The sequence below is a fragment of the Streptosporangium sp. NPDC000563 genome (genome assembly GCF_040299985.1).
GTDB lineage: Bacteria > Actinomycetota > Actinomycetes > Streptosporangiales > Streptosporangiaceae > Streptosporangium.
In genome coordinates, this window is the sequence record NZ_JBEPDA010000022.1 from 38,405 (window position 1) to 63,835 (window position 25,431).

38 protein-coding genes are annotated in these 25,431 nt (G+C 69.2%); 15 read left to right on the plus strand and 23 right to left on the minus strand.

What is annotated here, in order from left to right; translation table 11 throughout:
• Nucleotides 1-64: 64 nt before the first annotated feature.
• On the minus strand, nucleotides 65-604 hold the full coding sequence (locus ABT352_RS32940; RefSeq protein ID WP_350948909.1) for a GNAT family N-acetyltransferase: 540 nt from the start codon (nucleotides 602-604) through the stop codon (nucleotides 65-67).
• 162 nt (nucleotides 605-766) lie between these two features.
• Between ABT352_RS32940 and ABT352_RS32945 the strand changes: the two genes are divergently transcribed.
• The 4 genes from ABT352_RS32945 (at nucleotide 767) to ABT352_RS32960 (ending at nucleotide 4,929) form a co-directional block, all read left to right on the plus strand.
• Nucleotides 767-2,002, plus strand: a complete 1,236-nt coding sequence (locus ABT352_RS32945; RefSeq protein WP_350948910.1) for a helix-turn-helix domain-containing protein — start codon at nucleotides 767-769, stop codon at nucleotides 2,000-2,002.
• 61 nt (nucleotides 2,003-2,063) lie between these two features.
• A complete protein-coding gene (locus ABT352_RS32950; protein ID WP_350948911.1) occupies nucleotides 2,064-2,432 on the plus strand; it encodes a hypothetical protein in 369 nt (122 codons plus the stop codon).
• A 514-nt stretch (nucleotides 2,433-2,946) separates the two neighbouring features.
• Nucleotides 2,947-3,771: a radical SAM/SPASM domain-containing protein gene (locus ABT352_RS32955; protein WP_350948912.1), complete on the plus strand. Its 825-nt coding sequence runs from the start codon at nucleotides 2,947-2,949 to the stop codon at nucleotides 3,769-3,771.
• A 294-nt stretch (nucleotides 3,772-4,065) separates the two neighbouring features.
• Nucleotides 4,066-4,929 carry a methyltransferase domain-containing protein gene (locus ABT352_RS32960; RefSeq protein ID WP_350948913.1) on the plus strand — a complete coding sequence of 288 codons (864 nt, stop codon included), beginning with the start codon at nucleotides 4,066-4,068 and terminating at the stop codon, nucleotides 4,927-4,929.
• A gap of 124 nt (nucleotides 4,930-5,053) precedes the next feature.
• Here the strand turns inward: ABT352_RS32960 and ABT352_RS32965 are convergent, their stop codons facing one another.
• The 12 genes from ABT352_RS32965 to ABT352_RS33020 all read right to left on the minus strand — a co-directional run bounded on the left by ABT352_RS32965 (nucleotide 5,054) and on the right by ABT352_RS33020 (nucleotide 11,485).
• Nucleotides 5,054-5,944, minus strand: a complete 891-nt coding sequence (locus ABT352_RS32965) for a hypothetical protein (RefSeq protein WP_350948914.1) — start codon at nucleotides 5,942-5,944, stop codon at nucleotides 5,054-5,056.
• 41 nt (nucleotides 5,945-5,985) lie between these two features.
• Complete coding sequence (locus ABT352_RS32970) at nucleotides 5,986-7,038, minus strand: tyrosine-type recombinase/integrase (RefSeq protein WP_350948915.1); 1,053 nt, start codon at nucleotides 7,036-7,038, stop codon at nucleotides 5,986-5,988.
• Nucleotides 7,035-7,394 carry a hypothetical protein gene (locus ABT352_RS32975; RefSeq protein WP_350948916.1) on the minus strand — a complete coding sequence of 120 codons (360 nt, stop codon included), beginning with the start codon at nucleotides 7,392-7,394 and terminating at the stop codon, nucleotides 7,035-7,037. Before ABT352_RS32975 ends, ABT352_RS32970 begins: the two co-directional genes overlap by 4 nt.
• The gene (locus ABT352_RS32980; protein ID WP_350948917.1) at nucleotides 7,391-7,807 is read right to left on the minus strand and encodes a hypothetical protein; all 417 of its coding nucleotides are present in this window, start codon (nucleotides 7,805-7,807) and stop codon (nucleotides 7,391-7,393) included. Before ABT352_RS32980 ends, ABT352_RS32975 begins: the two co-directional genes overlap by 4 nt.
• Before the next feature lie 82 nt (nucleotides 7,808-7,889).
• Nucleotides 7,890-8,321 (minus strand): hypothetical protein, encoded by a 432-nt coding sequence (locus tag ABT352_RS32985; RefSeq protein ID WP_350948918.1) that lies wholly within the window; start codon nucleotides 8,319-8,321, stop codon nucleotides 7,890-7,892.
• On the minus strand, nucleotides 8,318-8,908 hold the full coding sequence (locus ABT352_RS32990) for a hypothetical protein (protein ID WP_350948919.1): 591 nt from the start codon (nucleotides 8,906-8,908) through the stop codon (nucleotides 8,318-8,320). The genes ABT352_RS32985 and ABT352_RS32990 overlap by 4 nt, the downstream gene beginning before the upstream one ends.
• 3 nt (nucleotides 8,909-8,911) lie before the next feature.
• Complete coding sequence (locus tag ABT352_RS32995) at nucleotides 8,912-9,661, minus strand: DUF6907 domain-containing protein (RefSeq protein WP_350948920.1); 750 nt, start codon at nucleotides 9,659-9,661, stop codon at nucleotides 8,912-8,914.
• 56 nt (nucleotides 9,662-9,717) lie between these two features.
• Entirely contained in the window at nucleotides 9,718-10,059 is a 342-nt protein-coding gene (locus ABT352_RS33000; protein ID WP_350948921.1) for a hypothetical protein, read from the minus strand.
• A gap of 11 nt (nucleotides 10,060-10,070) precedes the next feature.
• Complete coding sequence (locus tag ABT352_RS33005) at nucleotides 10,071-10,199, minus strand: hypothetical protein (protein WP_350948922.1); 129 nt, start codon at nucleotides 10,197-10,199, stop codon at nucleotides 10,071-10,073.
• Nucleotides 10,199-10,588: a hypothetical protein gene (locus ABT352_RS33010; protein ID WP_350948923.1), complete on the minus strand. Its 390-nt coding sequence runs from the start codon at nucleotides 10,586-10,588 to the stop codon at nucleotides 10,199-10,201. Before ABT352_RS33010 ends, ABT352_RS33005 begins: the two co-directional genes overlap by 1 nt.
• A gap of 15 nt (nucleotides 10,589-10,603) precedes the next feature.
• Nucleotides 10,604-11,173, minus strand: a complete 570-nt coding sequence (locus ABT352_RS33015; protein WP_350948924.1) for a hypothetical protein — start codon at nucleotides 11,171-11,173, stop codon at nucleotides 10,604-10,606.
• 105 nt (nucleotides 11,174-11,278) lie between these two features.
• Nucleotides 11,279-11,485 (minus strand): DUF7167 family protein, encoded by a 207-nt coding sequence (locus ABT352_RS33020; RefSeq protein WP_350948925.1) that lies wholly within the window; start codon nucleotides 11,483-11,485, stop codon nucleotides 11,279-11,281.
• A gap of 132 nt (nucleotides 11,486-11,617) precedes the next feature.
• On the opposite strand from ABT352_RS33020, the gene ABT352_RS33025 reads away from it, so the two are divergent.
• Nucleotides 11,618-11,824, plus strand: a complete 207-nt coding sequence (locus ABT352_RS33025) for a hypothetical protein (RefSeq protein WP_350948926.1) — start codon at nucleotides 11,618-11,620, stop codon at nucleotides 11,822-11,824.
• Complete coding sequence (locus ABT352_RS33030) at nucleotides 11,824-12,372, plus strand: hypothetical protein (RefSeq protein WP_350948927.1); 549 nt, start codon at nucleotides 11,824-11,826, stop codon at nucleotides 12,370-12,372. The genes ABT352_RS33025 and ABT352_RS33030 overlap by 1 nt, the downstream gene beginning before the upstream one ends.
• Nucleotides 12,373-12,456: 84 nt before the next feature.
• On the opposite strand, the gene ABT352_RS33035 is transcribed toward ABT352_RS33030, so the two are convergent.
• From ABT352_RS33035 to ABT352_RS33080, 10 genes are all read right to left on the minus strand, one after another.
• Nucleotides 12,457-14,310 carry a hypothetical protein gene (locus ABT352_RS33035; protein WP_350948928.1) on the minus strand — a complete coding sequence of 618 codons (1,854 nt, stop codon included), beginning with the start codon at nucleotides 14,308-14,310 and terminating at the stop codon, nucleotides 12,457-12,459.
• Between the two features lie 129 nt (nucleotides 14,311-14,439).
• Nucleotides 14,440-15,300, minus strand: coding sequence for an SAM-dependent methyltransferase (locus tag ABT352_RS33040; RefSeq protein ID WP_350948929.1), 861 nt, complete (start codon nucleotides 15,298-15,300; stop codon nucleotides 14,440-14,442).
• On the minus strand, nucleotides 15,297-16,187 hold the full coding sequence (locus tag ABT352_RS33045; RefSeq protein ID WP_350948930.1) for a helix-turn-helix domain-containing protein: 891 nt from the start codon (nucleotides 16,185-16,187) through the stop codon (nucleotides 15,297-15,299). The genes ABT352_RS33040 and ABT352_RS33045 overlap by 4 nt, the downstream gene beginning before the upstream one ends.
• Before the next feature lie 351 nt (nucleotides 16,188-16,538).
• Nucleotides 16,539-16,736: a hypothetical protein gene (locus ABT352_RS33050; RefSeq protein ID WP_350948931.1), complete on the minus strand. Its 198-nt coding sequence runs from the start codon at nucleotides 16,734-16,736 to the stop codon at nucleotides 16,539-16,541.
• A gap of 85 nt (nucleotides 16,737-16,821) precedes the next feature.
• Complete coding sequence (locus ABT352_RS33055; protein WP_350948932.1) at nucleotides 16,822-17,253, minus strand: hypothetical protein; 432 nt, start codon at nucleotides 17,251-17,253, stop codon at nucleotides 16,822-16,824.
• Nucleotides 17,250-17,711 (minus strand): hypothetical protein, encoded by a 462-nt coding sequence (locus tag ABT352_RS33060; RefSeq protein WP_350948933.1) that lies wholly within the window; start codon nucleotides 17,709-17,711, stop codon nucleotides 17,250-17,252. The genes ABT352_RS33055 and ABT352_RS33060 overlap by 4 nt, the downstream gene beginning before the upstream one ends.
• 34 nt (nucleotides 17,712-17,745) lie before the next feature.
• Nucleotides 17,746-18,543: a peptidoglycan recognition protein family protein gene (locus tag ABT352_RS33065; protein ID WP_350948934.1), complete on the minus strand. Its 798-nt coding sequence runs from the start codon at nucleotides 18,541-18,543 to the stop codon at nucleotides 17,746-17,748.
• Between the two features lie 118 nt (nucleotides 18,544-18,661).
• A complete protein-coding gene (locus ABT352_RS33070; protein ID WP_350948935.1) occupies nucleotides 18,662-19,711 on the minus strand; it encodes a helix-turn-helix domain-containing protein in 1,050 nt (349 codons plus the stop codon).
• Between the two features lie 104 nt (nucleotides 19,712-19,815).
• Complete coding sequence (locus ABT352_RS33075) at nucleotides 19,816-20,151, minus strand: hypothetical protein (RefSeq protein WP_350948936.1); 336 nt, start codon at nucleotides 20,149-20,151, stop codon at nucleotides 19,816-19,818.
• A gap of 71 nt (nucleotides 20,152-20,222) precedes the next feature.
• Nucleotides 20,223-20,789, minus strand: coding sequence for a hypothetical protein (locus tag ABT352_RS33080; protein ID WP_350948937.1), 567 nt, complete (start codon nucleotides 20,787-20,789; stop codon nucleotides 20,223-20,225).
• Nucleotides 20,790-20,950: 161 nt separating this feature from the next.
• Between ABT352_RS33080 and ABT352_RS33085 the strand changes: the two genes are divergently transcribed.
• From ABT352_RS33085 to ABT352_RS33125, 9 genes are all read left to right on the plus strand, one after another.
• On the plus strand, nucleotides 20,951-21,316 hold the full coding sequence (locus tag ABT352_RS33085) for a hypothetical protein (protein ID WP_350948938.1): 366 nt from the start codon (nucleotides 20,951-20,953) through the stop codon (nucleotides 21,314-21,316).
• Between the two features lie 222 nt (nucleotides 21,317-21,538).
• On the plus strand, nucleotides 21,539-22,435 hold the full coding sequence (locus ABT352_RS33090) for a hypothetical protein (RefSeq protein ID WP_350948939.1): 897 nt from the start codon (nucleotides 21,539-21,541) through the stop codon (nucleotides 22,433-22,435).
• Between the two features lie 69 nt (nucleotides 22,436-22,504).
• On the plus strand, nucleotides 22,505-22,867 hold the full coding sequence (locus tag ABT352_RS33095) for a hypothetical protein (RefSeq protein WP_350948940.1): 363 nt from the start codon (nucleotides 22,505-22,507) through the stop codon (nucleotides 22,865-22,867).
• Between the two features lie 86 nt (nucleotides 22,868-22,953).
• Complete coding sequence (locus tag ABT352_RS33100; protein WP_350948941.1) at nucleotides 22,954-23,364, plus strand: hypothetical protein; 411 nt, start codon at nucleotides 22,954-22,956, stop codon at nucleotides 23,362-23,364.
• A gap of 176 nt (nucleotides 23,365-23,540) precedes the next feature.
• Nucleotides 23,541-23,867, plus strand: coding sequence for a hypothetical protein (locus tag ABT352_RS33105; protein WP_350948942.1), 327 nt, complete (start codon nucleotides 23,541-23,543; stop codon nucleotides 23,865-23,867).
• A 113-nt stretch (nucleotides 23,868-23,980) separates the two neighbouring features.
• Complete coding sequence (locus tag ABT352_RS33110; protein WP_350948943.1) at nucleotides 23,981-24,382, plus strand: hypothetical protein; 402 nt, start codon at nucleotides 23,981-23,983, stop codon at nucleotides 24,380-24,382.
• A 79-nt stretch (nucleotides 24,383-24,461) separates the two neighbouring features.
• On the plus strand, nucleotides 24,462-24,587 hold the full coding sequence (locus ABT352_RS33115; RefSeq protein WP_350948944.1) for a hypothetical protein: 126 nt from the start codon (nucleotides 24,462-24,464) through the stop codon (nucleotides 24,585-24,587).
• Nucleotides 24,588-24,711: 124 nt separating this feature from the next.
• The gene (locus ABT352_RS33120; protein ID WP_350948945.1) at nucleotides 24,712-25,071 is read left to right on the plus strand and encodes a hypothetical protein; all 360 of its coding nucleotides are present in this window, start codon (nucleotides 24,712-24,714) and stop codon (nucleotides 25,069-25,071) included.
• Nucleotides 25,072-25,168: 97 nt separating this feature from the next.
• Nucleotides 25,169-25,426, plus strand: a complete 258-nt coding sequence (locus ABT352_RS33125) for a hypothetical protein (protein WP_350948946.1) — start codon at nucleotides 25,169-25,171, stop codon at nucleotides 25,424-25,426.
• Nucleotides 25,427-25,431 lie beyond the last annotated feature (5 nt).

Sequence of the window (25,431 nt, forward strand, 5' to 3'; positions counted from 1 at the left end):
ACGCGTTCTCCCAGGTGGGTGGTGGGAGTCCGCAAGGTAGACGGCGGCCGATGCTTACGTCTCGCTACGATCCGGCGTCGAGCGCCAGCACCAGGATGTCGCTGGTTCTGTCGTCGTGGGCAGGGCCTACCACCTGCCATCCCCAGCGCTGGAGCATGGCGTGGGCTGGGGCGTCGGGGGAAGCCAGCAGCGTGGCGTACGGCGCTTCCTGCTGGGCGAGGAGCGTCGCGAGGAGCGTCTTGCCGAGGCCGTGCCGCCGTTGGCCCCATCGGACGTTCAGTTCGGCCACGGCGAACTTCTGTGCGGCGAGCATGTCAGGGGCGGCGGGGGCGGCTTCCTCGCCCCACCACTGGCCCGCCTCGAACATGAGGCCGAAGGCGAACCCGAGGAGTTCGTTTTCGTAGTCGTCTCGGGCCGACACCAGGACGAAACTGGGGTTCTTCATCTGCTCGCCCGTGCGGTCGAGGAACCGTTCGCGGCTGTAGAGCGGCCCGGACAAGTAGGGTCGCTCGTCGTAGTTCGCCAGGTACAGGTTGACGTACTCGTCGCTGAGTACCTCGGCGGCGTCGCCGCCGGTCAGGCACTGGTATTCAATCTTGGACACGGGTCCTCTTTCGTTGCTGAAGGGCAAGATGGTCCTGGTACTCCGAAATGACGCGTGGTCTCACGACGATCCAACAGCGAAGCGTGCGGCGGATCTCTCGCATTGTGAAGGCCCTGCCACCTAGCCTGAGAGTGCGACGTCACCAGGGAAGGGCAGGGCCTTATGTACGACGCTACCAACGAACCTGCGGGTCCGGTACTCACCATCGGCCAGAGAATCCGCATGATCCGCAAGCGGCGCGGGATGACGCAGGAAGTCCTCGCCGGCCTGGTCGGCAAGTCCGTGTCCTGGTTGAAGGACGTGGAGAGCGGGCGCCTCCAGCAGAACCCGCGGCTGCCGATCCTCGTGCAGCTCGCCGAGGCGCTGCGGGTGAAGGACCTGGTGGAGCTGACGGGGGAGCAGTCCATCCCGGTCCGCATGTTCTCAGGGCCGGGGCATCCGGCGCTCGACGACGTGCGGGCGGCGCTCAACTCCACGACGCTACTGCCGGCCGGGGCGGTGCAGCCCCTCACGACGCTGCGCGCCCGACTGGATGCGGCGTGGCGGGTCCGGCATTCCTCCCCGGATCATCGGACCGCGCTGGGAAGGTTGCTGCCGGACCTGCTGCGTGACATGCAGCTCGCCACGGCCTTGTACCGGGACGAGGATCGGCGGCGCGCGCAGGCGCTGCTCGCCGAAACGTACGGCCTCACCCAGATGTTCCTGGCGTTCCAGCCTGCGCAGGATCTGCTGTGGCGGGTCACCGATCGGGCGCTGCTGGCCGCTCAGGAGTCCGAAGACCCGCTGGCGTTGTCGTGCGCGGTGTGGTTCCTGGCGAACGCTCACCGCGACTGCGGAGACTACGACGCGGCCCGCGACGTCAACGAGCAGGGGCTGGCCGCGATTCAACCGTTCCTGGACGGCGCCGGGGTAGGACTGCGCGCGATGTGGGGGGCCTTGTCGTACGAGCTGGCCTACACCGCGGCCCGGTGCGGCGACGCGGGCGAGGCGTGGCGGCAGTGGGAGGAAGCGTCCCGGGTCGCCGAGAGCTTGCCCGCGGACTACTACCAGCCGTGGACGTCGTTCTCCCGAGTCATCATGGGGGCGCACGCGGTCACCGTGGCGGTGGAACTTCACCAGGGAGGCGAGTCCGCCCGGCAGGCCGACAACGCCGTGTCCGCGCCGATCCCATCAAGGCCGCGCCGCGGCCGACATCTGATCGAGGTGGCTCGCGCGCATCATTTGCAGCGTGACCATGCGGCGGTGCTGGGAACTCTGGAGTTGGCGCAGCACGCCGCGCCGGAGACGATCCGCTACAACGGGTACGCGCGGCGGATGACGTTGGATCTCGTCGATGGTCCGGCGGGGCTTCGCCCTCAGGCCAGAGAGTTGGCCGATCGAATTGGGCTTCTGGTCTGACCGTAACGAGGGGACACAGACTGTGTCCCCTCCGTCTCGTTCCGCTGTTTAGCGTGAGGGGATGTTCGCCGACCAAGCGCCCTGCGTCACCCCAGCTCAACAGGCTGAGAGGGCTAGCCAAACCCTCGTCGCCCTGCTGGCGCGGTACAACATTCCCGCTGACGCTCACCCCCTGTCCGGGGGAGAGGTCGCGGTCTCCGTCTACTACGGGCTCATCGCCCGCACTGACGGCGCCGTCTTCTGGTGGACCACCCCCACCCTCAGCCAGCGCGGCGGCCCACTGCTGACGTACGCCACCACCCCCGCCACGGCCGCCGCCCGGCTCGCGGAGCACTACATGATCCAGCGCGGCAAACTCGCAGCCGACCTGCTACGCGGCCCGCTGCTGTCGGACCTGCTGATGCCAGAGGGCGGCCATGCGCCGATGTGACCGTGAGCAGGCCGAGGCCGAGCGGGCGCTGAAAGTCGCCGAAGCTGAGCAGGTGCAGGAGTCCGCGCCCGGATGGCTGGTCATGTGGCGCACCTGGCGGCAGTGTTTCACCGCGTTCGAGTGCCGCGACCCCGACCAGACTCGTATCGTCGAGGCCCCCACGACCAGCGAGCTACGGCGCCTCATGCAGTGCGTCGAGATTGAACTTGGACTCTGGCAGACCCTGCCTCACCCCGTGCCTGCCGCGCTCACACCCAACGTGGCCGGTCACCAGGGTCTGCCAGGCACCACTCCGCGGCCCCGGAACGACACCGTTCTCGGGAGGGGCACTTCAGGGAGACGGAGCGTCTTCCGGGGTCGCGGTCTCTCACCGTCGGCGCCACCGTAGGCGTTGACCAGCACCCCGCACCGGCGGATCGTCACGGTTGAACACCCCGGTCCGCTTCACACCGGAAAAAAAGGGGAAAGAGAGTTGACCGCAACGCAGCACGAACCCCACCTCGCCGTACCCTCCATGGATTTGCGGTACCTCGCGGCTGAGATCACGGGCCGCTGCCAGCTCGAATGCACGCACTGCTACGCCGAATCAGGGCCGTCCGGAACGGACGGCACCATGACCGTCGCGGACTGGAAACGCGTCATCGACGAGGCCGTCGCCCTGGGCGCCCGGCAGGTGCAGTTCATCGGCGGAGAGCCGACACAGCACCGCGGACTGCCTGAGCTGATCCGTCACACCCTGGCCGCAGGGGTCGACGCCGAGGTGTTCTCCAACCTGGTGCACCTGCCAGATGAGGTGTGGGAGGCGATCAGCGCGCCGGGGGCGCAGCTCGCGACGTCGTTCTACACCGATGACCCGGTCGAGCACATGCGGATCACCGGCCGCAACACGCTGCCTCGGACGCAGGCCAACATCATGGAGGCGCTGGCCCGGTCGATCCCACTGCGGGTCACTCTCGTCGCCATGAAGGCAGGCCAGCGAATCACGGAAGCCGAAGCGCTGCTGCGCAGCCTCGGCGTGGAGAGGATCCGCACGGACCGGCTGCGGGCTCTCGGCCGGCCGAACCCGGGAGGGGCGAGCGTCGACGAGTTGTGTGGGCACTGCGGGCAGGGCAGGGTCGCGGTCTCCCCTGCGGGGGACGTGTGGCCGTGCGTCATGGGCCGGTTCCTCGTCACGGGCAACGTGCTCCAACAACCACTGGGCGACGTGCTCACCGGGCGTGCGTGGCAGGAGACCCTGGCCCGGGTGCCGAGGAGCGGCGGCAAGGCGTGCGCGCCGGAGTGCAACCCGGCCAGCGACGGCGGAGACTGCGCTCCGGCTCAGCAAGTCGATGGAGAATGAGCCATGGACTGGATTCCGCACGCTGCCGCGCTCGCCGCTCAGGTCACCCATCCGCGTTCGCGGTGGCGTGAAGCAGTCACCGAAACGCCCCGGCATCTGCTCGTTCCCCGCTGGTGGGCTCCAGGGCCGGGCGGGCGTCAAGTGTACGACGGTCCGGCTGACGAGGCCGCGTGGGCGCGAGCGGCCTACAGCGACCGCACGTTGGTCACGCAGATCGGGCCGCTCCACGCTGACCACGCGGCACCTGGTGATCGGCCGCGCGGCTACCCGACGTCGTCCTCGACCCTGCCCAGCTTGGTCTTGAGCCTGTTCGGACACGCCACCATCCCCCTGGACGCGGATGTGCTCGACGTCGGCACGGGTTCCGGATACGGCGCCGGACTACTGGCTCGCCGTCTCGGCGACCACCGAATCACCAGCATCGACGTGGACCCGTACCTGACGAAGGTTGCGGCTGAGCGCCTCGACGGTGTCGGGTTGCGTCCGCGCATCGCCACGGTGGACGGGACAGGTGCTGTCCCGGGAGCCTATGACCGGATCGTCGCCACGGTGTCGGTGCGTCCGATCCCTGCCGGGTGGTTGGCCGCGCTGCGGCCGGGCGGCCGCCTGGTGACGACCATCACGAACTGCTCAATGATCATCGTGGCGGACAAGACACCGGACGGCGGCGCGGTCGGCCACGTCGCCCGCGACTGGGCGATGTTCATGACCACCCGCACCGGCGAGGACTACCCCGACGACCTGAACGGCATGTTCGAGCAGGTCCGCGACCAGGACGGCGACGAGGTGACGGTCAGCGCCTACCCGGTCGTCAACGTGATCGACGCCTGGGAGCTACGGACCATGGTGGAGCTCACGGCCCCCGACATCGAGCACTACTTCGAGGAAGAGGACGGAACTCGGACGGCGTGGATGCTCCACGCGGACGGTTCTTGGGCTCGGGCCGTCGACTGCGGCGACGGGCGTACGACAGTCCACCAGGGCGGCCCGCGCCGCCTGTGGGACGTGCTGGAGGAGGTGCGCTCGTACTGGCTTCAGCACGGCAGCCTGCCCATCTACGGGGCCACTGCGCGGGTTACCCCGGACGGGACGGTCCATCTACGCCGCGGAGGCTGGAAGGCCACCATCAGGCGGGAGCTCGTACCCGAAGTGATGTGAACCCAGTAAGGCGACCGCGCGTCACCTGTAGGCGTCTATGAGGGGCGTACGGCCGACTTGCTACGGCCCGAAGGACCGGCTGATCAACGCTCGTAGGAAGCGCGGGTCAGCCGGTCCTTTCTCGTCACGGGTTCTTGACGACAGCCTTGCTGTTGAACCACTGCACGATCAGGACCGCCGCGTGCACAGCGGCCTCCGCGGCTTCCTGCGTGGCCGGCTTCGACGTCGGCCCGCCGGCGTGCCGGTCGCGCTGGCCTTGCCAGAGCATTCTGATCAGGCCGATGACGGGCTCGGCGGAGGCGGGGTTCCCGTTCTTGTCGTCGAGGACCGTCGTCCACTTCGCCTTGGTGTCCTCCAGGTGCTTCAACGCCGTGCCCAGCGTCGGGGTACCCGCGTTGGGGATCGTCGCCGGGATGACGACCGCCTCAGCGGCCTTGATCGCCTGGCTGTACGCCTTCTCCGGGTCCGGGTGGAACGCATACGCTGCCGCCCAGGCTGCTTTCAGGTGTGTGGCGGCGTCGGTAGGTGCGGCAGCGATCGTGGCTTTGGCAGCCTCGGCGACGGTCTCGTCGACTCGACGTTCAAGCCCGTCGAATTCAGCGTTGGGTTGCCAGGCGGAACCAGCCTCGATGAGCCTGAAGTGGAGCTCTTTGACAGTGACGACCCACTTCTTGCGGAACTGCTGCTCTTCCCATTCCATGTAGCGGCCAGGAGGCCTCAGCAAGGTGACGTTCGTGGCCAGCACGACGTCGATCGCCTCCAGTAAGTCCTTCCCCTGAAGGTCGAGTATGGCTGTGCCTCGGGGCTGATCGGTTGGGTGGACCCAGATGGTCCGGCGGAGCCGGAGCTGCACAGACGTCGCGAGGCCCTGGTACTCACGCAGTGCAGTCAGGACCCATTTGAATAAGACCGGCTCAAGGTAGTCGGGCACGTCTTCGACGAGCTCACGCTCGCCGGTCTTCCCGGCGACTCGCTCCCAGAGCGGTCGCCATGGTGGTTTGGTCGGCGTTGTCACGAGATCCAGGGTAGGGGAGCTAGTGTGCGGGTCTCACGGCCTTATCCGGCCGCCGGTGGCCGGATCCTCCGGGCCTGCGGCATGGCCAGCTTGTCGACGGCCGCGCGGCGGGTGCGATCGGGCCGCCGGTCGTAGCGGGCGGTGGTGTTCGGGGAGGCGTGCCCGACGAGGGCTTGTGCGGTGGCGAGGTCGACGCCGGCGTCGAGGAGTTCGCCGATGAAGGTGCGGCGGAAGTCGTGGGGGGTGCGGGAGGCGACTCCGGCTTGGGTGATGCGGTTGGCGAGGATGTAGCGGATGGCTTGGGGGGTGAGGTGGGTTAGGGTGCCGTCCTGGTTGAGGGCGGCGTGGCCTCCTCGGCGGAAGCGGGGGAATAGGGCGCCGGGGGTTTCGCCGCGGACTGCGATCCATGCTTCGAGGCGGGATACGGCGTCGCTGGTGAGGAACACGAGGCGTTCCTTGTTGCGCTTGCCGATGACGCGGAGGGATCGTTCGGCGGAGTCGTAGTTGGTCAGGGTGAGGCTGGCGAGTTCGGCGCGGCGGCAGCCGGTGGAGTAGAGGGCAGCGAACAGGGCGCTGTCGCGGGCTCCGAGGGGGGTGGGGTCGTCGTCGCATGCGGCGAAGACGGCGCCGACTGCTTCGGAGGCGACGTGCTTGCCCTTGGGGAGTCGGGTGGCGGTCAGGTTCGGGATGTCGGAGGCGCGTTTGCTGTCTTCGGCGCTCATCAGGCCGAGTCGCCAGGCTTCTCTCAGGACGCGGCGGAGGGCGACGAGGTGTTTGTTGACGTAGGCCGGTGACCAGGGTCTGGTCTTGCCGTCTTTGAGTTCGACCTTCCGCTCGATCAGCAGTTTGCGGATGTGGGTGGTGTGCTCGTAGCGGAGTAGGTGCCATGGTTGGCCTGCGCCTGAGGTGACGTCGGGGTTGAGCATGTGGGCGATCCGGTCGAGGCATGCGCCCATGTCCGCTTTTGAGGTTTCGGCGTCGAGGGAGTCGAGGTACACGCGGTAGGGGTCTTTGGCGGGGTCGATGGGGGCCGGTACGGCGGGGAGCCGTACCGGGTCATCGGCCACGGCCGGGAGGCGGTGCTCTGCGGTCACTGCGTGGCCTGTTCCGCGTCGGGGTCGACGTCGACTGCGATGTGGCTGAACGCCGAGTGGAAAGCGGCGGCGTGCTGCTCGGCTGCGGCGAAAGCGCGGGTGAGCGCGTCCAACTCGGTGACAGCCTGGGTGATCCGGACGGCGGGGTCGGTGCCTTCGTCGTCGCGGAGAACGTACCGGCCGGGGTAGGCGCCGACCTTGGTGCGGAGGTCTCCGGCGAGCTGGATGAGGCTACGAGCAGCGTCCGTGAGGAGCCAGCCCGCCCGGTACACGTCGTCCTGGGTGACGTCCTGGGCGCGCTGCCCAGCGGCTTCACGGATCGCTGCGCAGCCTGCCTCGAAGTCGTCGAGGTTCATCGGGTGCGATCCTCTCCGGTGTCGGCGGGGCGGGGCCAGTGGAGGGTGAGGAGCACGTGCGCGCCGACGCGCGGAGGCGGATCCCCAAGCGGTGTGCGCCGCTCCGTGGCCGTGATGGTGATGCGGGGTGGTTCGGCGTGGGTCCATCCTTGGGCTTCGACGGCGGCGATCGCGTCCTCGGCGACGTCGTACAGGTCGCGTCGTACGGCGGCCGTGGCGGGCGCGGACTCGTCGTCAGTGGCCCACGCGGTGCCCTGCACTTCCAGCGGGCCGCCGAGTTCGATCCTGTAGGTGGGGTTGTCGAGGTGCGCGGACAGCGCGGTGACGAGGGCGCCCAGTTCGGGTTTGCCGTAGGGGTCGATGGGGTTGAGGAGGGTGGTGTCGGCTGACGGCTGGTACGGGGGCATGGTCATGAGATGGTGACCTTCCTGATGGTGTCTGGGGCGCGCAGGCCCGGGATGACGTAGAGACCCTCGGGGAGGTCGAGCGCGATCATCACATCGGCCTCTCGTTCGGACGGCGGAGCGCTTCGATCACCGCGTCGCCCGCATCCCATGACTCTCTCATCAGGGCCAATGTCGTTGCGGTGCGATCCGTCTCGGCCTCGACGATCTGCCACCCCTCTTCGAGGCACGCATTCGAGATCCGGTCGAAATCCGCTTCGGCCTGTTTCAGCTTCTCGTGCGCCGCGGCGATCTTCACGGCGTCGCCGTCCTTCTGGGCGCGGGTCACCTGGCCGCGCATCGAGGAGATACGCCGGAACGCCTTCGTGCTTTCGTCCCTGAGCATTGTCGCTCGGGCGTTCGCGACGGCGTTCTCTGCCGAAGTGACAGTCGCGTGCTCGGCGAACTTCCGGTAGGCCGTGTCCGCAGCTTCCCGCAGGGTGTCGAGTTCCGGGTCTACGGGGCGGTGCTCGTCAGGATTCATGAAGCGCTGGCCTTCCTGGTTTCGTGGGCGGCGTCGGCTTGGGCGAACAGTGCTGCGCATGCCGGGCGGCGGCACCGGCTGCTCAAGGGGACTTCGTACGCGGGGACTTCGACCATGCCGCCCATCTTGATTCGGCGGGGGTCGCACGCGGCGGTGGCCTCGGTTGAGCCACCTGCGACGGCGTAGGTGTGGGAGACGACCACGATGTGCCGCTGCTTGATAGTTCGGGCGTCCGGACACGAGAGGAACGTGGCGTCCCGGTATCCGGCGAGCAGTTGTCCACCTCGCAGGAGAGGGGTACCTGCCTTGGCGTCGGTGAGTTCGGTGTCGGCCCACTCGACCCCGGCCGGGCGGGCCGTTCGCGTCACGCCGTCCACGTATTCCACCCGCCACGTCGGGTGGTAGGAGAGCACCAGGTGCGGCGGCTCGTCGACCCGGACCCGCAGGCCCGCACCTCGGAAGCCGACGATCCGGCCGGGCTTCCCGTCTACGATGACTCGGTCCCCCCGGTAGGCGGGCACCTGGTAATAGCGGCGGACGTAGTCGGCGGAGCCGCCCTTCCCGCCGTCGAGTCGGTGGGGTGTCATCGGTCAGTCCTCGTCTTCGGGGGTGGCGAGGGCAGCGGCCTCGCGCAGCCTGACGGAGAGGACGTCGGTGGGACTGGGGCAGTCGGGCTCCAGGGCGTCGAGTACGTCAGCCATGATGACCGCCTCCTGCGGCGAGAGGCGAGCGCTCTCGGCGCTCGTGAGGAGCCCCACTTGGACGACGGGTTTGCCGATCCTCGCTGGCTCGTCCACGCGACCCACGTTGATGAGAACGCTGGGGCGAAGGGACGACTGCCCGATCGCCACGCTCTCGCTCCGGTGAATGCGGAAGTAGTCGTCGTGCTCGTGGCCAGCGACACACCATGTCGGGCAGGCAGTGCCCTGGGGGCGTTTCGGCGTGGGCCGCTCGATCGACGGCTGGTCGGCGCTCAGGCTCTCCGGCTCCAGGTGGCCCTTCCACTCGACGTGAATAGCGTCCCCGACCTCACCGGGGGCGTCGCCGTAAGGGCTGGGGTCGATGTCGTAGATGCGGCGCCGGTCCGGGTCGTGCTCGCCCGGGGTGGCCACCCGCTCCCACAGTTGACCGCGCCAGCCGCACTCGCACAGGCCCCGCCACCCGATCGCGGTGCGACCATCGACCGTCTCCGGCTCGCCCCTGTGCTGCCCGTGCAGCGGGCCGGGGGCGAACTGGCGCGCCAGCGCGCCGCCACCTCCGGAGCCAACCGAGAGCCCGCCGTCCGGGAATTGGGCGGCGTCCCACCCCTCGTGCTCGCCGTCCTCGTTGGACCATCCCATTACGCCTCCATCTCTGTTTTGTCTGCCTGGTCACTACTTTGCGGCTGGGCGTAGCTTTAGGAGTCCGGGGCCTGGACGGCGTCGGCCGTGGCCGGGCGAGGCGGGTCTGCTGTCGCCGGGCAGACGTGGCCGAAGTGCTCCCCAGGGATCGTGGTCACCTGCCCGGCGTGACGCGGGTCGTTGTTCACCCGCACGGTGGGGATGCACCCGCACGAGTACCGAGTGATGTAGACGCCGTACCTCCCCGGCCGAACAAGCTCCTCGGCGCGGTCCGCAACGAGCCGCCGGTGCGCGGGGTCGTGGATCGCGGCGGACGTGATGCCGAGGTCAGTTCTGGCGACGATCGAGCGTCGCGGAACTCCTAGGGCCGCGATGGTGTCCTTGATGTGCTTGGTCACGGGGTTCACGGTCAGTCCTCGTCTTCGCCGGTGTCGAGTTCGGCGCCGCATTCGCGGCATTCGGGGTCGCCTGGTCGGGCGGTGTGGTCCCATTCCCATCCGCATCCGGCTTCCTCGGGGAGGGACTGGTCGGCGGTCATCACGTGGTGGTCCTTTCCGGGGAGGTGGGGGTGGTGCTCTCCCACGGGCCGATCACGCGCGCCAGTGCCGTGACGAGCGTGTACTCGCAGCGGCGCCCCAGCGTGCTGGTCACGCGCTCGAATCGGGTCAGGGTGACCGCGCGGAGGTCTTCGGGGTTGCTCTGCTCGTTGCCCAGGGCGGCGGGGTAGCCGATGGTGCCCCCGTTGTAGACGGTTCCGGCGCGCGGCGCGGAGCCGTCTCCTGCCCGTTTGAATGCCGGGCCGGGGGTGCGGGTCTTGAGGTAGAGGTGATCGCGGTCTACTGGGGCGAGGAACACGATCGGCCGTACCGGGCCGAAGCGGTCCCGGTAGGCGTAGACCTCGCCGGGCTTGATGTCCTTGGCCTTCATGGTGGGGGGTGCTCCTTATCTGGTCGCGCCGAGCGGCGTGTGGCGCTTGGCCCGGCGGACCTCCGCATACTCCGGCTGGCGCTGATCGACGCAGCGGGCGTGCGCCCATCCGAACTTCTCCGAGGTAAAGAAGTTTTCGGGCTGGTCGTTCGGGTCGCACACTCGGCAGTGGTGGTCGTCACACAGCAGGCACGGCTCCGGCATGCGCACCGGCGGCGTGTCACGGCAGCACGTGCCGAGCCAGTCCGGCGCGAGCACGATGGCCTGCCCGCAGTAGCACGGCCGCATCGCGGCTGTCGCGAGTTCCACAGAGTCGCCGGGCGTGCGCGGGCAACCGTTCGGGTGGCCCTCCACCGTGCAGTCCAGGCCACAGCGGCGGCACCGCAGCATCCACTCCTGGATGTCCGGTCCGCTGCCGTACAGGTCTCCCGGTGTGGCGTCCCGCCCGAACGGCCGGTTGTCGCGCGCTTTCCAGCAGTGCCTGCACTCCGCGGCTGGGCCGCCGAAGGCGTCGCAGACCTGACCGGCCAGCGTAGCCTTCAGCCGCTCGATCAGGTTGGCCCTGACTTGGGTACGCATGCTCATCTGGGGGGTGCTCCTTTCCGGGGAGGGGAGGGGAGGGGTCTGAGTGCTCTCTCCTGCGTCTGAGGCTGTCCGGCCAGAAGCACCGGAGGAGAGAACCGGGGAGGGTCAGGAGTCGGCGACTTGCCAGCCTGTGTCGATGTGCTCCCATATCCAGTCGTTGATCGCTTCGCTGGCAGTTTTCTCCTGCTCGTCGCTGGACATGGATTCCCAGTCCGTGCGGGTAATGCCAGTGTTGAGGGTGGCGGTTTGTTCAGCGTTGCTGATGCCGATGCCCAAGCTGACGTTCAGCTTGATCGTCTCGTCGCTGCTCATCTGGGGGATGCTCCTTTCCGGGGTGCTGGGGACAGCATACCGTAGATAGCTTTCTAGAATTGAGATTCTCGTTAGCTATTCTTGGTAGAGTCAGAGACGCAAAAACCACACCTATATATAGGGGTCCACGCGATGAGCACTCCCGAGATGAGCAACGACGAGCGAGACGCCTACCTCCGGTCGCTCTCGCCCGAGGACCGGCATCTGGCGAGCACGGCTGAGAACATCTCCATGGGGGTCGGCGTCGACTCGAACGGAGTCCCCTACTTCAGCAGCCTGTGGATGGAGACGAAGCAGGCGCACCCCATCACTGACGAATCCGGAGAGGACACCCCCTGATGAGCGACAAAGACCCGTCCTTCGACCGCGCGGCCCGGTATCTCGCCGACGCGCTCGGCATCGACCCCGAAGCCGTCCTCGCGAGCAGCCGCGAGCATGTCGATTCCCTCACCCAGCTCGACGGGCCGCAGGGGGCGCCGACGTACGGTGAATCGCTCCTGCTCGCCCTCGCCAAGGTCGCCCGGGACCACGAGGTCGCCCGGAGCCGCGGAGACCTCCTCGTGCACGGTGACGCCGACTACCCGTGGATCGCTGAGGTTCGTCTCGGACACAGCCAGCTCGTCGCGCGGGGAACTGGGCTCTCCTGGGGCGCGGCGCTCGGCAACGCCCTCCCTGGGATCTATGCGTTGCGCGCCGGGGAGTGGACGCTGACCCTGAGCGGCCCGGACGGGGACGAGGCCAGCCTCAAGAAGCGGAGCTTGTCGGCCACGTTCCGGACGCGGGCCGGTGTCGAAGCCGCGGTGAGAGCCCGAACCTGGCATCAGGTCCGGGACGCGATGCAGCAGGAGCGGGATGCCCGCCTGGCGGCAGAGGTTGAGCCGTCCTGACCGGTGCTTGCCGGTGGTGGCCCCTCCTTCCCCCTACGAAGGAGGGGCCACCATCGTCTTCCCGGGGCCGCACCTGATCCCAGGTCAGTTCGCCGCGTACAGGAGTTTGCGTACGTCAGCGGGCCGATACCCCCAGGCGTAGGGGACGGTCGCTTCGCGGCGCGGCCGGATGTGTTTCTTGGCGGCTCGGCGGGGCGGCTGCCAGGTGGTGATGCGGAACATGTCGTCGGCGGCGCCTTCCACGGCAGCGCCGCTGGTTTCCTCGGCGGCGGGCGGCGGTGTTGCTGGGGTGGTGGGGAGCGGCGCCTCCTCAGCGGGCGCCTCTACGGGGGGCGGGCAGGTCGTCGGTTCTGGTGCGGTCTGCCTCTGCTCCTCTCCCTGAGGTTCCGGGGCGGGCGGGGCGGTGGTTGGCTCCGGCGGCGGCGAGGTGTCGTTGGTGGTGGGTTCGGGGGCGGGGATCGGCATGCCGCCGGCCGGTGGGGTGCAGGTGGGAGACGTTGCGGGTGCCGGTGGGGCTGTGAGGGCGGGTTGCGGTGCGGGCGGTGTGGCCGGGGTGGTGCTTTCTGTGGGAGTGGGGGGTGCGGCTTCGCTGGAGGTGGGGGTGGGCGTGCTGGTGTGGCGAGTTCGTGGGCTTCGCGACCACCTCGGCGCCGAGGTGGAGGTGGTCGACGCCGAGGTGGCCGGGGCCGGTTTGGGGAGGGGCGCGGTTGTGGTGCCTGCCGCGGTGGGGGTGGGTGAGGTGGCGGCGAACGCGGGACCCACCCCGGCCTTCGTCGGACCGTCGTTGGTCGGCGAAGGCGACAGGTCCGGCGATGTGGCCGGGGTGGGAGTTTCGGCGACCACGGGGGGCGGGTCGGGGGTGACGACGTCAGCGATCGCGGGGGCGATCGTGGGGGCGGTCAGGGCGAGGCCGACCCCGGCGACGGTGGCGCTGGCGACGGTGGCGGTGGTGCCGGTGGCGGTGGCGACGACGTTGACGAGCGCGGCGACGGCGCCGACTCCGTGGGTGGCGGCTACGGGGGTGGCGGCGACGACGGCGCCGGTTCCGGCGGCGGCCCCTCCCCCAGCCCCGGCTCCGGTGATGGCGGTGATCTTCGCTGTGGCCCATTCCCGGATGCCGGGGAAGAACATGACCGGGATGAAGGCGGCGACGCCGGAGCGGACTCCGTAACGTTCCATCCAGCGGTCGGAGGCCGCGCTGAAGGTGGCCGCACGGGTGAGTGCGATCGTGCGGGCCACCTCGGGGGTGCGGGGGTTGTCGGCGTACTTTCGGGCGCGTGCGGCCTGCTCGGTGAGGATGCGTCCGATCACAGCGCGGGGGACGCCGGTACGGGAGACCGCGTTGCGCTGCGACACCCGCCCTTTCGACATGTCGCAGCGGGCGCCGATGCGTTCCACGACGGCGATTTTGTTGTCCGCGAGGCGGAGCATCTCCAGGTCGCGGAGCGCGGTGAGGAGTTCGACCTCGGCGGTGGTTTGGCGCAGGGTCTCGTTGATGAGGCCGAGGAACGCCATCGGGTCGGTGGGGTGGTCGGGGAAGTGCCCGGTGAGGAACATGCTGATGAGGAGCAGCCGGGAGTCGTCGGCGTACGCCTGAACGGCTTTTGCCTGCTCAGCGAGGACGCTCCTGATGGTCTCGCGGGCTGCGCCGGTGCGGGTGGCGGTGTTGCGCTGCGACACCCAGCCTTTCGACATGCCGCAGCGGGCGCCGATGCGTTCCACGACGGCGATTTTGTTGTCGGCGAGGCGGAGCATCTCGAGGTCGCGGAGCGCGGTGAGGAGTTCGACCTCGGCTGTGGTTTGCTTCAGCCCTTTGTTGATGCGGCCGAGGAACAGCATGCAGTCGTCAGGGCCGTCAGGGAGGTGTCCGGCCAGGAACACCTCAAGTAGGGCGAGCCGGCCGGAGTCGGAGGAGTGGGGGGTTGCGCTGTCGTCCATGTGGTCTCCGGGCGGGGTGGCCTGGTCGCGCTGTTCCGCAGGGCCGAGGCTGAGCAAGGCGGGTGGTTCGGATCGTGGTGGTAGCGGGTAGGGCGGTGCGGTTCGCCACGCTCTACCCGCTGGGCTGGTTCAGCGGTTCAGTTCGCCGACGCCGCCGACGACTTCGAAGCTGCGGTAGCCGGTGAACGGGTCGTTTTCGGGGTCGGGCCGCCAGTCGGCGGCCAGGGGGATCGGGTCGTCCGCGCCGGAGTCGACCAGGCGGAACCCGGCGAACATGTCCCGGATCTCCTCCATGGAGCGGGGATGGACGGGGTTGCTGGTCTGCCTGTACACGGCTCTGGCGGCTTCCAGTTCGTCGTCTGGGATGTTGTCGGAGCAGGCGTGCGACAGCGCCAGGTGCGAGCCGGGGGCCAGGGCTTCCCGAAGTTCCGTCATGATCTGCGGGACGTTGGTGGGGATGAACGTCATGACGCCCACCACGATGAGACCGATCGGCTTGGTGAAGTCCAGGGTGTCGCGCACCTGGGGGTGGTCGAGGATCGTCTTGGGGTGGTTCAGGTCCCCCATGATCGTCGTGACGCCCTCCCCGTCGAGGAGACCTGAGCAGTTCGCGACCACGCCGGGGTCGCTGTCGACGTAGACGACCCTCGCGTCGGGGTGGTACTCGCGGGCGATGTCATGCACGTTTGGTTCGACGGGGAGGCCGCAGCCGATGTCGAGGAACTGGTCGATGCCGGCCACGCTCGACATGTAGCGGACGGATCGGCCGAGGAACCCGCGGTTGGAGGTGCAGGCGACAGCGATGGTGGAGTGGCTCTCCATCAGGAGCTTTACGGCCTCGACGTCGGCGGTGAAAGCGGCGTCTTTCAGGGACGGGGGGATGGGCCGGCCTGTTTGGGCGGCGTTCTTGCGGAGCGCGAAGAGGATCATCTGCGCGTACATGCGGGCGCCGTTGGGCACCGCGACGTCTCCGACAGCGAGACCGGTCATGAGGAGCCTTCCAGGAGGGATTCAGCGTGGATACGGTTGCGGATCTTGGTGAGGATTCCGGCCGTCGCGGTGTGGGCGCGTGCGGCGATCACGAGCCGGTCGAACGTCATCACCCGCTCCTCGTCGCCTCTCCAGTCGGAGACGTGCTCCGCGCCGAGGTCATGAATCACGGTTTTCTGCGATTCGATGGGGAAGCGGAAAATGGAGAACGGGGCGCAGCGGGGCATGAAGGTCGTGTCCATGGGGTTCACCCAGATACGGATGCGCGGGTTCTGGATCCGCTCGATCAGCGCGTCGAGCTGCTTCAGGTGTGCGGTGATGCCGCCGATTGGTCGCCACAGGGCGGGTTCCTCGATCACGGCCCAGAACCGGGGGCCGTCGTCGGTGTCCAGCGCGTGCTGACGCTGTTGGAGGTACTTGACGGCGTGGTCGACGAGATCTTGTGAGGGTTGCGGGTGTCGGCTGGTGCGGAAGAGAGCCGCTGCGCATTCCGGGGTCTGTAGCAGGTCCGGGACGGCGGTGGGGTTGTAGCTGCGGATCAGGGTGGCGGTGCCCTCGCGGTGCCAGCGAACCGCTTCTTCTAGGGGTAGTGACCGCTGGTCCCACCAGTCGGCGTTGCGTTCGCCGGTCGCGACCGAGATGAGCATCGCCTGCTGGTGGCGGTCGGTGACGCCGTAGAGGGTGAGGAGGTCGCTCAGGTCGTTGGGGCGGAGGCCGCGGAGCCCTTCTTCCATGCGGCTGATCTTCGACCCTGTGGCGCGGATGGCTTTCGCGGCTTCGCCTTGGGTGAGGTTCTGGGCGAGGCGCATTTCTCTCAGCCGGGCGCCGACGAGTTTGCGCCCTACGAGGGTCTTGTCGCTCTCCAGGTCGGTTTCTCGGGCTGTCACAGGGTTCTCCAGGTGCCGGGCAACAGGTTTGCCATGGCACCGGAACCGTTGCGGGTGTGGCGAGGTTAGGCGCTGTTATTCCTGGCTGTCCAGTGGCAACACGGGTGACCAGCACGTGTCAAGATCACAAAATTTGCCACGCTTACTCTCTGGCAGGAAGGCGTGAAAGCGGTGAGGTGTCTGACCAGGGAAAGTGTGAGGGCGCCTCATGCCGGGTTGGCGCGGACACCCCCCACGTCAGTCACTGCCTGGACTGGGGTGAATGCCGTAAGCCCAGGTAGGGCGGCCACAGCGGCGATCTAGCACCGCTAGGCGGTTGGCAAATCCAAAATTGTCTCAGAACTCGCCCGCTCACCCCGGATTCGTGCGGTCGGTGTGAGCGCAGACCCACTCCAGCCACGAGCCGGGGATGAGGTGAATGTCGTGGCTCCAGTGCCAGCGGCCCCAGCGGCGGCCGAGCATCGCCGGGCAGTAGACGAAGTGCGCGACCGCGTCCAGCCTCCGCCACGCCCAGGCCCGGACGCGGGACAGCCGAGGGCGGCGCGTCACGCGTCCCCCGCCGTAGATATGCGGGGGCCGCCGCAGCGGGCTTTGGCGCCGTCCGGGCGGGGGGTGACGTGTCCGTGTCCGCCGGTCACTGAGTGGCCCCGCTCTGCCCGGTCGTCTGGTCAGCGGGTGCGCCCGCATCGATGCCCAGCTCGTTGCGTAGGCGGTGCAGCCGCTCCCGCGACCAATGAGCGAGCCGGGCGTTACCGGTCAGGCTCCACATGCTTTCGGCGCCGGACTGGTGAACGGCGGCGAGGAGGCGTAGCCACGCCACATCAACCCACTCGGTGACGGAGTGGGGGTAGCAGCGGTGGCGGGCTGCGTGTTCGGGGCCGGTGGTGGGCGGGCAGCCGACCTCGACCAGCGGGTAGGAGTAGCGGCCGATCAGCAGGTCACAGTCCGCGTGTTCGGGGATGCCTGAAGCGATCGCGGTGGCGGCATATTCGGGGCGGTCGTACTCGGCCTCGGCGGTGATGGCCGGGTCGTGGGAGAGGCAGAGAACACGGTAGATGCTGCTCATCGACTGTCCGCCTTCTCGGCGGCGGCTCGGGCGCGGGTGATGAGGTTCTTGAGCGCTTGGGAGAGCAGCAGGGTCCATACGGCGCCGATGCCCAAGGCGGCGATGAGCGCGGGGGTGATGGTGTCGAAGGGGGTGTCGGAGATTCGCCGAGCGATTGACAGGGGCAGGCACATCGTGGCGGCGAAGCAGGAGGCCAGCGTGTACCGGGCGCGGGTGGTCAGGAGCCCTTCGGCGTTGTTCGGGTGCGGGCAAGGGGGCGGGTCGTCGGCGAGTTGGCGCAGGCGGCTCGTGACGGTGCCGACGCTGCCGCACCATGCCCATCCGAGGATGACCGCGAGGATCAGCGCGGTGAAGCTGTTGGGGAAGGCGTGGCTGACGTAGGTGACGGGGTAGACGAGCGTCGCGAGGAACATCGTGAGGATGACGATCGCGTCGCGCAACCTGGCGAAGGGGGACATGCGGGTTCCGTTCGGTGAGGTGGTCAGTGCGGGGTCAGCGGGCGGCCAGCGCGGCGGCCTTGCGGCGGGTGTCGGGGCCGACGATGCCGTCGACGGGGAGCTTGTGGGTGCGCTGCCAGGCGCGGGTCATGGCGGCGGTGTGTTCGCCGTACCAGCCGTCGACGGCGACCGCGTGGCCGCCGTCGCGGAGGGTGCGCTGCCAGGCTTTGACGTCGTCTCCGTGCATCATGGGGCGGCCCTTGACGTACATGAGCAGACGGGCGGCCGGCGCCTTGACGGCAGGCTTGGCCGCCGGGGTGGGGGTGGCGGGTTTGCCGTCCCCGGTGGGGGCGGGGCAGCCCTTCCTCACCCAGGCGTGCAGGGGCTCGCCGGGGCAACTCGTTGAGTAGCCGTCCTTGTGTCCCTTGAGGTCGTTGCCAGCGGCTCCCCGAGAGCGGAGGTAAGCGATGGCGTCAAGGACTCCCCACAGGACGCCGTCGTTGGGCTTCACGAAGCCGGAGGAGCCGACGAGAGCGAGCACGGCGTAATGCGCGCTGTTGAGGCCGGCGCCGTTCGCGGCGGGGACGTGGTGGGGGCCGCGGCCTTCGAATACCTTCCGGTGGGGGCACGCGGCGGCCGTGTAGCCGAGGTCTATCCAGCGGTTGCTGTCCATGTGTTGGTTCTGGAAGGACTGCATGAGGCGGATGCACATGCCGTGGTCGTTGACGATGTCGGGGTCCACCGAGCCGCCGGTGTAGTGGACCTTCACGCCTTTGGTGGAGGCGAGGTAGGTGTAGGCGCCGCGAGGTGGGCGGGCGCCCCACTCCTTGCGGGTGATGAGGTCGATCGGCACGGGGTCCTCCCTGGGTGTGCGGGTGAGTCGGGGGTGAGGATGTCGGGTCGTCAGGACTTGCGTCTCGCTTCGATCCGGGAGGTGGGGAGGGGCGGTGTTCGCCTCCTCCCTGGGGTGGTTACTTCTCGGCGGGGTGGGCGCGGCGGCGTGGGACCCCGGCGGCGTCGACAATCTTGAAGATCGTGGATGAGCCGACGCGGAAACGCACGGTGATGCTTCTGAGCGTCTCCCCCTCGGTGTAGGCGGCGAGGATCTGTGCCTGTTTGGCGGGCGGCGGCATATGCCCCCCAGGGCGTCGGAGGGAAACCCTGGCGCGGACGAGTCGGCCGTGGATGGCTACGCCGGTGATGCCAGCGCGTTCTGCGATCTGCGTCAGGGACAGGCCCTGCTCGTAGAGGCGGGCGGCCTCGAGGTCGATGGGGCGCGGCGGGGGTGTCTTGCTGAGTGCGCGTTTCACCGTGTGTCGGGAGCGGCCAGTCTTCTCAGCGATGCGCGCGATGGGCTGCCCCGCCTTTCTCGCAACGACCATGCGGGCCTTTTCCTCGGCGGTGACTACTGGGTGGCGGGAGGGCGGTCGGAACGTCACGCCTGCGGCTTTGAGTGCGTCGTACACGAGGGCGCGGCCGATGCCGAGTTTCTCGGCGGTGGCGCGGATGCTGTGGCCGGCCGTGTAGGCGTCTACGACAGCGCGGGCGGTTTCTTCGTTCATGGTGGGGCGTCGGGAAGCGGGGCGTAGGGGCACGCCTGCGTCGAGGAGGATGCGGCGGACCACGTTGAAGCTGGTGCCTGTGGCTTCGGTGATCTCCCTAAGGGTCTGTCCTTCGGTGTAGAGGCGGATCATGTTCATGGTTGCGGCGTCTGCCTGCTTGGGCTCCGCAGCGGCGGGGACCGGGGAGGGGGCGGGGGACTCGTCTTCGTTGGTGAGGAGACGTTGGAGCAGGGTTTGGCGGATGCCGGTCGCGGCGCTGATGTCGGCGATGCTCTGCCCCGCCGCGTGACGGGCGGTGAGGTCTTCGTCGGTGAGGGCGAGCACGGGGCCGAGCTGGAAGATGGGGAGGCGGAGCTGTTGGGCGATCGCGCGGGGGCTGTGTCCGGCCTGGTCGAGGGCGCGGATGCGGGCGATGGTGACTGGTTCGGCGGGGGCTGTGGTGGCCGTGGGCGCTGTCATGGCGGGCACCCTGCCGGACGGTTGGGGTTTGCGTCTCGCTTCGATTCGGGGCATGCGAAAAGGGGCGCCCGCTGGTGTGCGGGCGCCCTTTCGGAGGTGTGGGGTTAGGTGGTGAAGTTGGTGATGTCGGGGTAGGTGGTGGCGATCTCAGGGATGACGGGAATGTTGCGGTCTTTGCCGTGGAGGCGGTCCCAGAGTCGGCGGGGCGGCCCGTACAGGGGCATGAGGTTGCCGCTGGTGGGGTGGATCTTCCACTCGCATGCCATCTGGGTGGCGTCGCCGTTGCGGTAGATGCGGCGGGCTTCCTGCGGGGTCATCTCGGGGCCGCACAGGTGGAGGATGAAGTTCACGGCCTGGTCGGCGGTCATCTCGGCGGTGGCGACGGCGAGGTTGAGGTCTTCGCCGAGTTTGCTGAGGTCGATGGGCCGGGTTTCGAGCATCGTGCGGGTCCTTTCTCGGGGGTGGGGGCCGCCCCGCCGGGTGGGGTAGGCGGGGCGGCCGGTCTGAGGGGTCAGGCGAAGATGACCGTGATGCTGTCGTGGGTGAGGGTGTCGGTCAGGTCCCGGTCGGCGGCGGTGAGGGTGGGGTAGCGCTCGGCGTAGCGGGTGAGGGCGGCGTCCTGGACACGGGCGAGGTGGGGGTTGGTCTGCTGGCAGTAGACGGGGTTGAGCCACATGACGAGGGCGCCGTCGCCGCCGGGGCGGGTGTTCTCCTCCACGAGGTGGGCGTGCTCGAAGCCCTGGAACGCGGCGAGGTGGCGGCGCTGGTCGGGGGTGAGGGTGCGCAGGTAGCCCTGGGCGATGTCGCGGAGGGCGACGAAGTCGGGGCGGACGTGGTCGAAGTCGCCGCAGACGGAGAGGTGACGTCCCAGGAACGCGAGGGCGGCGGTGATCTGGGCGGCGAGGGCGCGGTAGGCGGTGGGGTCGCCCTGGTGGGTGGTGGCGAGGGTGCGGGCGAGGTCGATGTGGCGGGCGAGGGCGCGCTGATCGAGCGTGGGGCTCTGGGAGAGCCAGGCGAAGCCGACCGCGAGGCGCAGCAGGTGGGTGATGTGGAGGCTGTCGTTACGGGTGCTGCCCATGTAGGTGTTCCTTCCGGTGTCGGGGGGTGGCCACCGCTTGGCCACCCCGTTTCCAACACCCCCAATACTAGCGTCTCTTTGATCTAGCGTCTATGGGTTCAAATGGGTACGGTTGAGGGGTGGCGGTGAGCGGCACCGCCCAACCGGAAGGGACACCCCGAATGACTGCCGAGCTCGTCAAGCACCGCCCGCACCTGCTGCCCGCCGACGTCGACGAGGCGCCGGCGAACCCGTTCACGGATCTGCATTGCCCGAACTGCGGGGAGGGGTTCCCGGGGACGGTGGAGGCGGCGGACGGGGAGGGGATGGAGTCGCGGTGCTGCGGGGAGCTGGTGTGCTTCGGGGCGGATGACGGGGACTGCGGATGCTTGGTGACCTGCTACCGGTGCCCGCGCCAGCTCTTGAAGGTGGACGCCTGGCGGACTCGGGAGGGCAACCCGTTGTGCGGGGGGTGCTGGCGGGGGCCGGAGCGTGTGGGGCGCGTGGGGGGTGGGCGGCCGGTGCTGGTCGGCAGGGTGGAGCCGTAGCGGGGGTTGCGGCGCTCTGGTTGGTGGTGTGGGACCTCGCCCGGTTGGGCGGGGTCCTGCTTCGTGTGTGGGGGTGTTTGGGCTGGTCGGAGGTGGTGCGGAATGCTCGTTTTCCTCTTTTGAACCCATAGACGCTATTTCAAAGAGACGCTAGAGTTGGGGGTGTTCGGAGGTGGCGGGAAGCGGTCCCGCCACCTGCTCCAATTCGGAAAGGAACGCCGTATGCCGCGTTTCCTCAAGGGTCTGGTGTTGGCCCTGGCGACCCTCGTGGTCGTCTCTGCGGCCTTCGTGGTCGCTGTCCCCTCCCCCGCGTTCGCGGCGGGTAAGGGTGTCGTCGTCTCCCCCACGGCGGGCACGGTCCTCGTTGCGGGGACGGCGGTCGCGGTCGAGGCGACCGCCTCGGGGGTGTGCTCGCCTGAGCTGGTCGTGACCCCTCCTGGTGGTGCTGCGGTGCTGGTCGCGTCCGGTTCGGGGGGTGCGCTGTGTACGGGTGCGGTGTCGCTGGTCGGCACGTACACGCCGGACCGGTCGGGCGTGCACACGGTGGCGGTGATGGACGGCACGGTGGTGCTCGCGTCCCGGGAAGTCGGGGCGACGGGTGCGCCTTCGTCGGCGCCGACCGTGACGGCCACGGTGACGGTGACCCCCAGTGCTGGGCAGGACAAGCCGTCGACTCCTTCCCCGTCTTCGTCGCCGACCCCGGCGCCGAAGGTGACCGTGACCGTCACACCGAAGCCGAAGGCGTCGGCCACGGTGAAGGCGTCGCCGAGGGCGACGGTGACGCGGACGGTGGGCGGTGCTCCGGTGCGGGTGGTCGTGACGGCTCCTCCCGCGCCGGTCGCTCCGGTGGTGGTGCCCGCTCCTGCTCCTACTCCCCCGGCATCTCCTGCTGCGGCTGAGGACGAGCGAGAGCCGAGGGTGTTGCCCACGGTCACGGTGACCGCGCCCGCCGCTCCGGTGGCGTTCTACAGCCTCGCCAGCAACGACGGCGGCGGCGGGGTTGGGGTCGGGACGGTCGTGCTCGTCGCGGTGCTCACGGTGGGCGGCACGCTCGCCCTGGTCGCGTTCGTCGGGTGGCGGGTGCTGCGGGTGCGCGGGGACAGACACTCGCGGCTCTGACCGGTCACATTGGCCGCCCCCCGCCTGCCGGGCGGGGGGCGGCCCTCACCCCGCTCATTGGAGGCAGGTATGAAGCACGCGATCCGTGACCGGCTGGTCGCCACCGAGTGCCAGACGGTGAACCGCTACCTCGCGGCGGGCCTGGACCAGCGCAAGGCGCGGCTGGGCCTGATCGAGGCGCAGCGCGATGTGAAGCAGGCCGGGGAGTTCCACGACCGGCGGGGTAGCGCGGTGTCCGAGCAGCGGCTCCAGCGGGTCATTGGGAGGTGGCAGGAGGCTCGGCACGCCAACCGGGCGGCGAAGACCTGCGTGGCGAACCTTCAGGCGATGGCGCAGAGCGAGGACCCGCGGGCGGCGGATCTCGTGACGCGGGAGCTCGTCGTGGTGTGGGCGGAGTTCGAGGCGCGTCGCGAGGCGTATGCCGACGCCTGACCGCGCGTCCCAGGGGTGCCCGTTCCTGCTCGGGGGTGCGAGCACCCCACCCCCCTTCCTGCTGTACCGACCTTGAGGAGATGCTCATGGACCGCCCTGGCTTCAACTACTTCACCGCGCACACGGCCGCCGAGTTGCGGTTCTTCCTGGACGGTCCGGCCGGGGTGGTGGAGCTGCGGATCACGCCCGCGTACGCGGTGCTCATCGTCGGCGAGGAAGCCGAGGCGCTGCCCGGAGAGGAGATCGCGGTGTTGTGGCGGGCGGCCGGCCAGGACGACGCCGTGGTGTGGGGTGAGCTGGGGCGCCGGTACGGGGTGGCGACGGCTCCCCCGGCGCCTGCGGAGCCGTGGGAGTTGGGGGCGGAGTTCGCGGGGCTGAGGGCGGCTGTGGCGTGGTGTGAGTTCGCCGAGGAGCACGGGGGTTCGGGGGATGTGACGGCGGCTGAGGAGGCGCATCTGGAGGCGCTGCGGGAGTTCTTCCGGGGGCGTGAGGTGTGACCGCTGGCACCCGACCACGTATTTCCATCATGAACCCCTAGACGTCATTTCAAAGAAAAGCTAGTCTTTGAAGTGCCCGAAGGGGCAACAACTCAACAGCGGACCAGGCCCGACATGGGACCTCCAGGACCGGCCGAACGCCGGAGCTACCGATCCCCCACCAATCGGAGGTCACCATGTCGATCACCTTCTCCACCTCCTTCCGCAACGGGCCGGAGGTCAACATGGCCAACGGCAACGCCGCTCGGCTGCTTGACCTGCTCGGCTACGACGCGCAGGAGGGGTGGGGCGAGGCGCCCGCCGAGGACTTCCTCGGTCGGACCCTCCTCGCCCAGGGCCTGCTCGACATCACCACCGATGACGAGCAGGGGCGGCCGACCGTCGAAGACGGCCGGTTCATCTACTGCGGTACGGCTCCCGGCTACCTGGCCGGGAGGCTCACCGAACTGCGGGAGGTCGCCATCTGGGCCTACCACCATCACACGACGGTGGCGTGGGGATAGCCCCCGCGCCACCTCAGGCCCGCCCCGGCTGGGGCGGGCCTCCTCACTTCTCACCTTCGCCACGTTCTCGGAGCGGCCATGCGGGGCCGCTTCCCCACCGGAAGGAACACCAGATGCTCGCTCAGCTCCTCGCCGACACCCGCGGCTGCACCCGCGTGATCGCCCCCGCACTCGCCTCCGTTCCCACCCCCGCCCCCGAGGCCGCTGACCCGATCGTGCTGGCCCTCCGCGCCGAGAACGCGCTGAGCGACCTGCTCACCGCCCTTCAGGGCGACGAGGACGGCGCCCCAGACGTGGACTTCGCCGAGCTGCTTACGCGGCTGGAGCTCATCGCGGGCCGCACGGCCGATGTCGCCGAGCAGGTGTGCGACATGGTCGAGAACGTCGACGGCGCCTCGTTCGAGACCGCACATGAGCGCACGGCAGCGGCGGTGCCGGGACTGCGGAGCAGCGCGGCTCACTTCGAGGTGGCGGCCGGTCACGCCGAGGACGGGCAGGACGAACTCGCCGCTTGACCGTCGCGATCGGGGCTCCCCACGGGAGCCCCTCCGCACCCCTGACCACCCCCGCCTGAACGAACCGGAGAGAGACACCATGAGCGCCGCCGCTATCGCCATCCTCGCCACCCAGACCGACCAGGACTTGGAGGACTTCGCGTCCTTCCTCACCCCCGCCCAGCAGACCGTGTTCTGGGAGCAAATCGCCGACGCTCGCGCCTGACCCGGTCTGACGCTGCGCTGGCCGTCCCGCCCCCTGGTCGACCCCATCGGCCCGAGGGCGGGGCGGAGGACGGAACGCCACGACCCAGGTTCCCCCCCTTCTTTGTCTTGAGGAGATCGAGCACATGACGAGCACCATGCTGAAGACCGCCGCGCGGATCCAGGAGATGGCCACGAAGCTGGCCGAGGAGTTGGAGGCGGAGCAGCGGAAGCCGGACCGGTTCGCGGTCGCGTGTCTGGCGCTGGCGACGAAGGCGGCCAAGGCCGGGGAGCACCTGCGAGGTGGCCGGGAGGCGGGGCCGTGGACGGTCGCGCTCGTCGAGGTGCTGATGTGGGACCTGCTGTACCAGCCGGAGTCCGGCCGGCCGCCCCGGGTCGAGGAGGCCGCCGCCGAGGAGGCGGCGCGCCTCATCGCGTGGGCGGCTGAGAACCCCGACGCGCTGGACATGGACGACGCCCACTACTTCAAGGTCTGGGCTTCCTGACGCTGCGCTGGCCGCCTCTCCCCCGCCCAACCAGGGCGGGCGGAGTGGCGGAGGACGGAACGTCAAGACCCCCACCTCACTCAAGGAGAGTTCCGCCATGCCCAAAACCCGATTCGCTGCCGTGCTCGCCGCGGTCGCCGTGCTCGGCGCCCTGGTGGCGTGTGGCCCCGCCGAGGGGGACGGCCCCGTCAGTTCCTGGCTGACCGGCGACTCGTCCACCACCCAGGAGCGCGACGGCGACCGGCCGGCCGAGGAGGCGCCGGAGCCGACGTGCTCGGCGGAGGAGACCGTGCCGGAGGCCGAGGCGCTGCCGGTCGAGAACTACGACGCGGACGCCGCGCTCGGCGACTGCTGAGCCCA